General features: G+C 65.2%; 7 protein-coding genes. 4 read left to right on the top strand and 3 right to left on the bottom strand.

Going from position 1 to position 8,188, the window contains the following annotated elements; genetic code table 11:
- On the bottom strand, positions 1-1,397 hold a 1,397-nt coding region (locus AB4Z37_RS32795; protein ID WP_441520850.1), incomplete at its 3' end, for an acyl-CoA carboxylase subunit beta.
- Positions 1,398-1,545: 148 nt separating this feature from the next.
- Between AB4Z37_RS32795 and AB4Z37_RS32790 the strand changes: the two genes are divergently transcribed.
- Positions 1,546-2,952: a helix-turn-helix domain-containing protein gene (locus AB4Z37_RS32790; protein WP_441520849.1), complete on the top strand. Its 1,407-nt coding sequence runs from the start codon at positions 1,546-1,548 to the stop codon at positions 2,950-2,952.
- Here AB4Z37_RS32790 and AB4Z37_RS32785 read toward each other — a convergent pair whose 3' ends face one another.
- Positions 2,953-3,852 carry a hydrogen peroxide-inducible genes activator gene (locus tag AB4Z37_RS32785; protein WP_441520848.1) on the bottom strand — a complete coding sequence of 300 codons (900 nt, stop codon included), beginning with the start codon at positions 3,850-3,852 and terminating at the stop codon, positions 2,953-2,955.
- 153 nt (positions 3,853-4,005) lie between these two features.
- Here AB4Z37_RS32785 and ahpC point away from each other — a divergent pair, with 153 nt between their 5' ends.
- From ahpC to AB4Z37_RS32770, 3 genes are all read left to right on the top strand, one after another.
- The gene (ahpC, locus tag AB4Z37_RS32780; protein WP_441520847.1) at positions 4,006-4,569 is read left to right on the top strand and encodes an alkyl hydroperoxide reductase subunit C; all 564 of its coding nucleotides are present in this window, start codon (positions 4,006-4,008) and stop codon (positions 4,567-4,569) included.
- Between the two features lie 166 nt (positions 4,570-4,735).
- Positions 4,736-6,319 carry an alkyl hydroperoxide reductase subunit F gene (ahpF, locus tag AB4Z37_RS32775; protein WP_441520846.1) on the top strand — a complete coding sequence of 528 codons (1,584 nt, stop codon included), beginning with the start codon at positions 4,736-4,738 and terminating at the stop codon, positions 6,317-6,319.
- Between the two features lie 265 nt (positions 6,320-6,584).
- Positions 6,585-7,490: a hypothetical protein gene (locus AB4Z37_RS32770; protein ID WP_441520845.1), complete on the top strand. Its 906-nt coding sequence runs from the start codon at positions 6,585-6,587 to the stop codon at positions 7,488-7,490.
- Positions 7,491-7,582: 92 nt separating this feature from the next.
- Here the strand turns inward: AB4Z37_RS32770 and AB4Z37_RS32765 are convergent.
- The coding region (locus tag AB4Z37_RS32765) for a filamentous hemagglutinin family protein (RefSeq protein WP_441520844.1) at positions 7,583-8,188 on the bottom strand (606 nt) is incomplete at its 5' end.

Raw genomic sequence — 8,188 nt, 5'->3', positions numbered from 1 at the left:
ACGAACGGCGACAGGAAGCGGTCCTCGTACTCTTTCGTGCGCGCGGCGATCTTCTCCGCGTCGCCGATGTCCTGGCGGAAGATGATYTCGACCGCGCCCTTGGCGCCCATCACCGCGATCTGCGCCGTCGGCCAGGCATAGTTGATGTCGGCGCCGATCTCCTTCGACGCCATGACGTCGAACGCCCCGCCATAGGCCTTGCGGGTGATCACCGTGACGAGGGGCACCGTGCAYTGCGAGTAGGCGAACAGCAGTTTCGCGCCATGCTTGATCAGGCCGCCATACTCCTGCGCCGTGCCCGGCAGGAAGCCGGGAACGTCGACGAAGGTGACGATCGGGATGTTGAAGGCGTCGCAGAACCGCACGAACCGCGCGGCCTTGCGCGAGGCATCGCTGTCGAGCACGCCGGCCAGCACCATCGGCTGGTTGGCGACAAAGCCRACCGTGCGCCCGGCGATGCGGCCGAACCCGGTGACGATGTTTTTTGCGAAGGTCTCGGCGATCTCGAAGAAGTCGCCCTCGTCCACGACCTTGAGGATCAGTTCCTTGATGTCGTAGGGCTTGTTGGGGTTGTCCGGCACCAGGGTGTCGAGCGAGTCTTCCGTGCGYTCRATGTCGTCGAAGCTCGGCCACTCCGGCACGCCGTCGGCGTTGTTGGACGGCAGGAAGTCGATSAGSCKGCGCATCTGCAGCAGCGTCTCGACRTCGTTATCGTAGGCGCCATCCGCGATCGAGGACTTGGTGGCATGGACGCTGGCGCCGCCGAGYTCCTCGGCCGTCACCACCTCGTTGGTCACGGTCTTCACSACGTCGGGGCCGGTGACGAACATRTAGCTGGTGTTCTTGACCATGAAGATGAAGTCGGTCATCGCCGGCGAATAGACGTCGCCGCCGGCGCAYGGCCCCATGATGACGCTGATCTGCGGGATGACGCCGGAGGCCTGGACGTTGCGGCGGAACACGTAGGAATAGCCCGCGAGCGCCGCGACGCCCTCCTGGATGCGCGCGCCGCCGGCGTCATAGAGGCCGATGATCGGCGCCCGCGCCTTCAGCGCCATGTCCTGCAGCTTGGTGATCTTGAGCGCGTGGGTCTCCGACAGCGAGCCGCCGAACACCGTAAAGTCCTTAGCGAACACGAAGGTCTTGCGGCCGTTGACGGTGCCCCAGCCGGTGACGACGCCGTCGCCGGGGATCCTGCTCTTCTCCATGCCGAACTCGACCGAGCGGTGCTCGACGAACATGTCGAACTCCTCGAACGAGCCCTTGTCGAGCAACAGCTCGATGCGCTCGCGCGCCGTCAGCTTGCCGCGGCCATGCTGCGCTTCGATGCGCTTCTCCCCGCCCCCGAGCTTGGCGCCGGCGCGGCGGGCCTCGAGCTTCTCCAGCACCTCAAGCATAAGTTTGACCTCCGGCTACAACAGGCCCGCGCGCTCACTTCCGGGCGGAACCGACCTGATACGGGCCCTGTCACACGCCGGAAAGGGTTGAAAAGGCACACATGCGCATGATACAAAATTGCGATACGCAAATTGCGAAATTGCAAACATGCAGACCGGCAAGCTCTATATCGGGCGCAGGATTCGCGAGATCCGCGACACCGCGAAGCTGACCCAGGCGACCTTCGCCGAGCGGCTGGGCATCTCGACGAGTTATCTCAACCAGATCGAGAACAACCAGCGGCCGGTCTCAGCCTCGGTTCTTCTGCTGCTGGCGGAGCGGTTCGGCGTCGACTTCAGCTCGATCTCGACCAATGACAGCGACCGCCTGCTGTCGATGCTGTCGGAAGCGCTGGCCGACCCGGTGTTCTCCGCCCACTCGCCGAGCTTCCAGGAGCTCAAGCTCGTCGCCCAGAACGCGCCGAGCTTCGCCCAGGCCCTGCTCACCTGCCATCAGGCCTACCGGCGCAACAGCGAGCAGCTCGCGAGCCTCGACGACCATATCGGCAGCCGGGCCACCGAGCCGACGCCCTATGAAGAAGTCCGCGACTTCTTCCATTTCGTCGACAATTATGTGCACGAGCTCGATGTCGCGGCCGAGCAGCTCGCGGGCACCCTCGACGTTCCCAACACCGACGCCCATGGCGCGCTCGCCGGCTATCTCGATACCCGGCACGGCGTCCGCATCCGCAGGACCGAACCGGGTGACGAGATCCTGCGGCGCTTCGATCCGTCGTCACGCACGCTGTTCCTCAATCCCTATCTGCCGGCGGCGACGCGCAGCTTCCAGATGGCGTTCCAGATCGCCGCGATCGAGCACGAAGCGCAGATCGAGGCGATTGCCCGACGCGCCGACTTCCGCACCGCCGATGCGTTCGACGTCTGCAAGGCGGGCCTCCGCAATTATTTTGCCGGCGCCGCGATGCTGCCCTACCAGCCGTTCCTGCTCACGGCGAAGGAGCTGCGCCACGACATCGAGCTGATCGCGACTCGCTTCGGTGCCAGCCTCGAGCAGGTGGCGCACCGCCTCTCGACCCTGCAGCGCCCCGGACAGAAAGGCGTGCCGGTGTTCTTCGCCCGCGTCGACCGCGCCGGCAACATCACCAAGCGCCACAGCGCCGCCAAACTGCAGTTCGCCCGCTATGGCGCTGCCTGCCCGCTGTGGAATGTGCACCAGGCCTTCGAGTCACCGAGCCGCATCATCCGCCAGCTTGCCGAAACGCCGGAAGGCGTGCGCTTCCTGTGCATCGCCACGGAGCTCGCCAAGGGCGGCGGCGGCTTCGGCACGCCGCGACCGCGCTATGCCATCACGCTGGGGTGCGAGATTTCCTACGCGCGTGATTTCGTCTATGCCGACGGCCTCGATCTCACCAGCAAGACGGCGTACGACCCGATCGGCATCTCCTGCCGGATCTGCGAGCGCGCCAACTGTCCGCAGCGTGCCGTGCCGCCGCTCAAGAGCCGCCTGACGGTCCACCGCGACCGGCGCGGCATCCTGCCCTACGACATTTCTTAGCTAGCGCCACATGCCCTTGAGGGCGTTGGCGAGGTTCTCACATGTTTCGCGGTGTCCCGCCGCCCGGCGCCAGACCAGGCAGATCCGCCGGCACGGCGTCTCGCCTTCGAACGGCAGCGCCGACACCGGAAGGCCGCGCAGAATGCCGGCATCCAGCGCCATCTGCGGCAGCAGGGTGACACCGAGGCCATTGGCGACCATCTGGACCAGCGTATAGAGGCTCGTGCCCTGGAATGCGGTGTTCCGGCGCGCACCTTCGAGCGAACAGGCCGCGAGCGCGTGGTCGCGCATGCAATGTCCTTCCTTGAGCAGCAGAACATCCTCGGCGGCGATATCCTGCAGGCCGACGACCCCGGCCCGCGCCAGCCGATGGTCGGACGGAAGCACCACCTGGAACGGGTCCTGGCCGATGTCCATGACCTCGACGCCGCTCAGCGGATAAGGCAGCGCCAGGATCGCGGCATCGATTTCGCCAGCATCGAGCTGCTCCAGCAGCCGCACTGTCTGCTCCTCATGGAGATAGAACTTCAGCTTCGGAAAAGCCTCGCGCAGCCCGGGCATGACCCGCGGCACCAGAAACGGACCGATCGTAGGAATGATCCCGAGCAGCAGCGGCCCGGACATGGGCTCGCAGGCTGCCCTCGCAACATGGGTCAGATCCTCGACGTGCCTGAGAACCTCCCGCGCCCGCTCGGCGATCTCCTTTCCGATCGCGGTGGGCGCAACCGAGCGGCGCGTGCGCTCGAGCAGGCGGACGCCGAGCAATTCCTCCATCTCCTGGATACCCGCGCTCAATGTCGATTGGGACACGAAGCAATCCTCGGCGGCGCGCCCGAAATGGCACCGGTCAGTGGCCGCAACCAAAAAGCGAAGCTGGCGCAATGTCGGGGTCGTCCGCATACCGCGAGCTGTTATCGGAAAAATCGATCTATGCAATCGCTATTTTGATCTTTTATCGATTGGATTCGGGGCTTAGGTTGAAATTGTGCACTTGCGAAACGCATGTGCGGAAGATCCCGCGGCGACCACCTCGCAGCGGCAAGAGGAAATGCAATGTCTCTGATCGATACCGAAATTAAGCCTTTCAAAGCAACGGCTTACCAGAATGGAAAATTCTTCGACCTGACCGAAGCGACCCTCAAGGGGAAGTGGTCGGTGGTCTTCTTCTACCCCGCCGACTTCACCTTCGTCTGCCCGACGGAACTGGAAGACCTGGCGGACAACTATGCCGCGTTCAAGAAGCTGGGTGTCGAGATCTACAGCGTCTCCACCGACACGCATTTCTCCCACAAGGCCTGGCACGACACCTCGCCGGCGATCGGCAAGATCCAGTATCCGATGGTGGGCGACCCGACCGGCACCATCAGCCGCAACTTCGACGTCCTGATCGAGGAAGCCGGCCTCGCCGATCGCGGCACGTTTGTCGTCGATCCCCAGGGCAAGATCCAGATCGTCGAGATCACCGCCGGCGGCATCGGCCGCGATGCGCAGGAGCTCCTGCGCAAGGTCAAGGCGGCACAGTATGTCGCAGCGCATCCGGGCGAGGTGTGCCCGGCGAAGTGGCAGGAAGGCGAGCAGACCCTCGCGCCGTCGCTGGAACTCGTCGGCAAGATCTGACCGGCTGAGGCGTCTCGCCTCGCGATCCATCGCAATCAAATCCGAAAGTCGGGCCGGCTTCGCAGCCGGCCCGAGCCAACGCGGTGCGCGCACCGCGCACCCTTTGCGCTGATCTTGCGTCAGATGACGCGAAAGACGTCCTTCAAGACTTCCCAGGAGCCGAGACATGTTGAACGCATCGCTGAAGGATCAGGTTCGGGCTTATCTGGCGCGGGTCACGCAGCCGATCGAACTCATCCCGTCGCTCGACGATGGCGCCAAGTCCGCCGAACTAAAAGGCCTGCTCGAGGACATCGCCTCCCTCTCCGACGCGATCACGCTCGCGCCCAATGAGCACGACGTCCACACGCCTTCCTTTGCCATCCGCCGGACCGGGACGGACATCAGCGTGCGCTTTGCCGGCCTGCCGCTGGGGCATGAATTCAACTCGCTGATCCTGGCGCTGCTGCAGGTCGGCGGCCATCCGCCCAAGGAAACGCCCGAGCTGATCGAGACCATCAGGAATCTCGACGGCGATTACAGCTTCGAGACCTATTTTTCGCTGTCGTGCCAGAACTGTCCTGACGTCGTGCAGGCCCTCAACATCATGAGCGTGCTCAATCCGCGGATCAGGCATGTGGCCATCGACGGCGCGCTATTCCCTGGCGAAGTCGAAAAGCGCCAGGTGATGGCCGTGCCCTCGGTCTACCTCAACGGCGAGCCCTTCGCACAAGGGCGCATGACCCTCGCGGAGATCGTGGCGAAGCTCGATACCCGCAGCGTCGAGCGCGAGGCCCAAAAGATCGCCGGGAAAGCCGCGTTCGATGTGCTCGTGGTCGGCGGCGGGCCTGCCGGCGCCGCAGCCGCCATCTATGCCGCGCGCAAGGGCATCCGCACCGGCATCGTCGCCGAGCGGCTCGGCGGCCAGGTGCTGGACACGATGGCCATCGAAAACCTGATCTCGGTGCCACACACCGAGGGACCGAAGCTCGCCGCCGAGCTGGAGCAGCAGGTGAAATCCCATGATGTCGACGTCATGGGCGGCCAGACCGCCGTGCGCCTGATCCCGTCCGCGGATCCAGACGGCCTGGTCCAGGTCGAGCTGGCGAGCGGCGCCCATCTCACGTCGCGCACCATCATCCTGTCGACCGGCGCGCGCTGGCGGCAACTCAACGTTCCCGGTGAAGACGCGTATCGCAACAAGGGCGTCGCCTACTGCCCGCATTGCGACGGCCCGCTGTTCAGGGGTAAGCGCGTGGCCGTGGTCGGTGGCGGTAACTCCGGGGTCGAGGCGGCGATCGATCTCGCAGGCATCGTCGCCCATGTCACGCTCATCGAGTTCGACGCCAACCTGCGCGCCGATGCCGTGCTGCAGAGCAAGCTCTATACACTGCGCAACGTGACCGTCATCACCTCGGCACGGACATCGGAGATCCACGGCGATGGCCGCAAGGTCACAGGCCTGTCCTATGCCAAGCGCGACAACGACCAGCCTCATCGGCTGGACCTCGACGGCGTGTTCGTCCAGATCGGCCTTGTGCCCAACACCGACTGGCTGAAGGAAACGGTGGCGCTGAGCGCCCGCGGCGAAATCGAAGTTGATGCGCACGGCCGGACCACGCTGCCCGGGGTGTTCGCCGCCGGCGATGCCACCACGACGCCGTACAAACAGATCGTCATCGCCATGGGAGACGGCGCCACAGCTTCGCTCTCGGCGTTCGACTATCTCATCCGGACGGCTCCGGTCGACGTGCTTCAGGCCGCGCAATAGCAACCAGATATCTTCGGACAGGGCGGCAGAGCCCTGTCCGCAAATGCCCGGCCATCTTCGGCGTCGGCAACGCAGATCAGGCGATCGCCGGGGGCGCGTAGGATGCGTGCCCGATACCCACCAGGAATATTTTCAGGCTGGATCGGCGCCCGCTCACGACAGGAAACGCGTCCGAAAAGCGTCTTGTCTTATCGATCACGGGCTGCTCTCCTCGGCAGGCAACGGGAGCCCTGCCCCTGTGAACGCCCATGGCTTGAAACGTCCCATGCTCGTGATGCGGAGAGCGGCCGCAGCCCTGCTGCTTGGCGCGCTCCTCACGCTGAAGCTGAGCAGTCCTGTTCTCGCGGAAGATCGCGAAGAGGAAGCCCGCAAGCCGGCCGGGACAGTGCCTAATATCTATCTCGACCTCCGGACCACCTATGCGACGCAGCCGGCCAACGCGCTGGCGATCGGCCTCGCCGGCTCATCGTTTCTCACGACCATCCAGAACCTCCCGACGTTTCCACCCGGCACGGCTCATCCGGCGCTGGCTTCGCCGGCGAGTCAGAGCGTCACGGTCGACGTCCCGTTGACCGTCGACGTCACGGACCGCATTTCGGTTTACGGCGGGATCAGCGCCGGCACATCGCAGGCCGGCCCGTCCGGCTGGTCGACCCTCGTGGTCAACAGCTGGAACGTCGGGTTTCAGGCAGACCTCGTCAAGCAGAACGGCGGCATGATCCCGACCATCACGCTGCAGACGACGGTGACGACCGCAGTGCCGAACGCTCCGTTGCCGGCGACGTCGTTCAACACGCTGCTCGAATTCGACTATGCACTGAACGAGGACGAGACCAGAGGTCTGCTGGCCGGCATCCAGTATACCCGGATCAACGTCGACAGTGCACTGGCGAAGGTCAACCCCAATACCATCGGCTATGTCGGCGGCTACTACCAGTGGTCGAACAACTGGAAGCTCATCGGGCGTGTCGGCGTTCAAGCCTTCGAGGGCGCGCGGCTGCTCAACGTGATTTCGCTGCCGGCATTCACGCAGCCGGTCGCACGGATCGACCTCGATCGCATGGACGACAATGACAATCGGCTGTTCGGCCTGACCGCTCAGTTCGCCTGGACCCCGAAACTGGCCTGCCAGCTGACCCTGCGAACGCCGCTCTACGCGATCAGGAACTAGGCCGTCGGCGTGCGCGTCGCCAACGACATGACGTCGCCCGCCGAGGGGCCCGCGCCATCGGCGGCGGGACCTCCCAAGCGATCCTCTTCGTCCTAGGGCCGGCTGAAATTGCGCTGCTCCGTTGCCGTCAGTCGCTGGCGTTGGGCGGGCGTCAGTTCTCCCGCCCCGATCACCTGGACGGGGCTTGCGGGATCCTGCCCCGAGTTGTCGGATTCCTGCCGGCGCTTGCCGGCCGGCGGCTCCGGCGCATCGCCGCCACCGCCATAGCCGAGCACCTCGACGATAATCATTGACGGCCGCTCGTTGCCGGCGGGCGCCGCCTGCTGGTTCGCCGCCGTGGTGTTGTTGGCGGCGGTCAGCGCTCCGACCGGCGGCCCCTGCACCGTCGGCAGTCCGGTGGCATTGCCCTGCACCTGGATGTTGCCGGCGTTGACGACCTGCAGCGCCTGCAGCGTGACGTTGCCCGACACGCGGATGCCGGCGTCGCCCGCATCGATGATGCCGTGCGGCGCGAACAGGTCGACGTCACCCGGCCGTACGCCGGGCACACCGATCAGCGTGGCGATGCCGGCGCCGGTCTGCGGCGTCACCGGCGCCTTGGTGACGTTGCCATAGCGATCGACCGTGAACTGCGGCGGCGAGGTGACGAGCGAGGTCTTCTTGCCCTTGCCGGCATTGAGGTCGCCGTTCATCGAGAA

Source organism: Bradyrhizobium sp. 2TAF24, from assembly GCF_052115025.1.
Classification (GTDB): Bacteria; Pseudomonadota; Alphaproteobacteria; order Rhizobiales; family Xanthobacteraceae; genus Bradyrhizobium_A.
The sequence above is the reverse complement of the archived record's forward strand: the minus strand, read 5'-3'. Positions and strand labels throughout refer to the sequence as shown.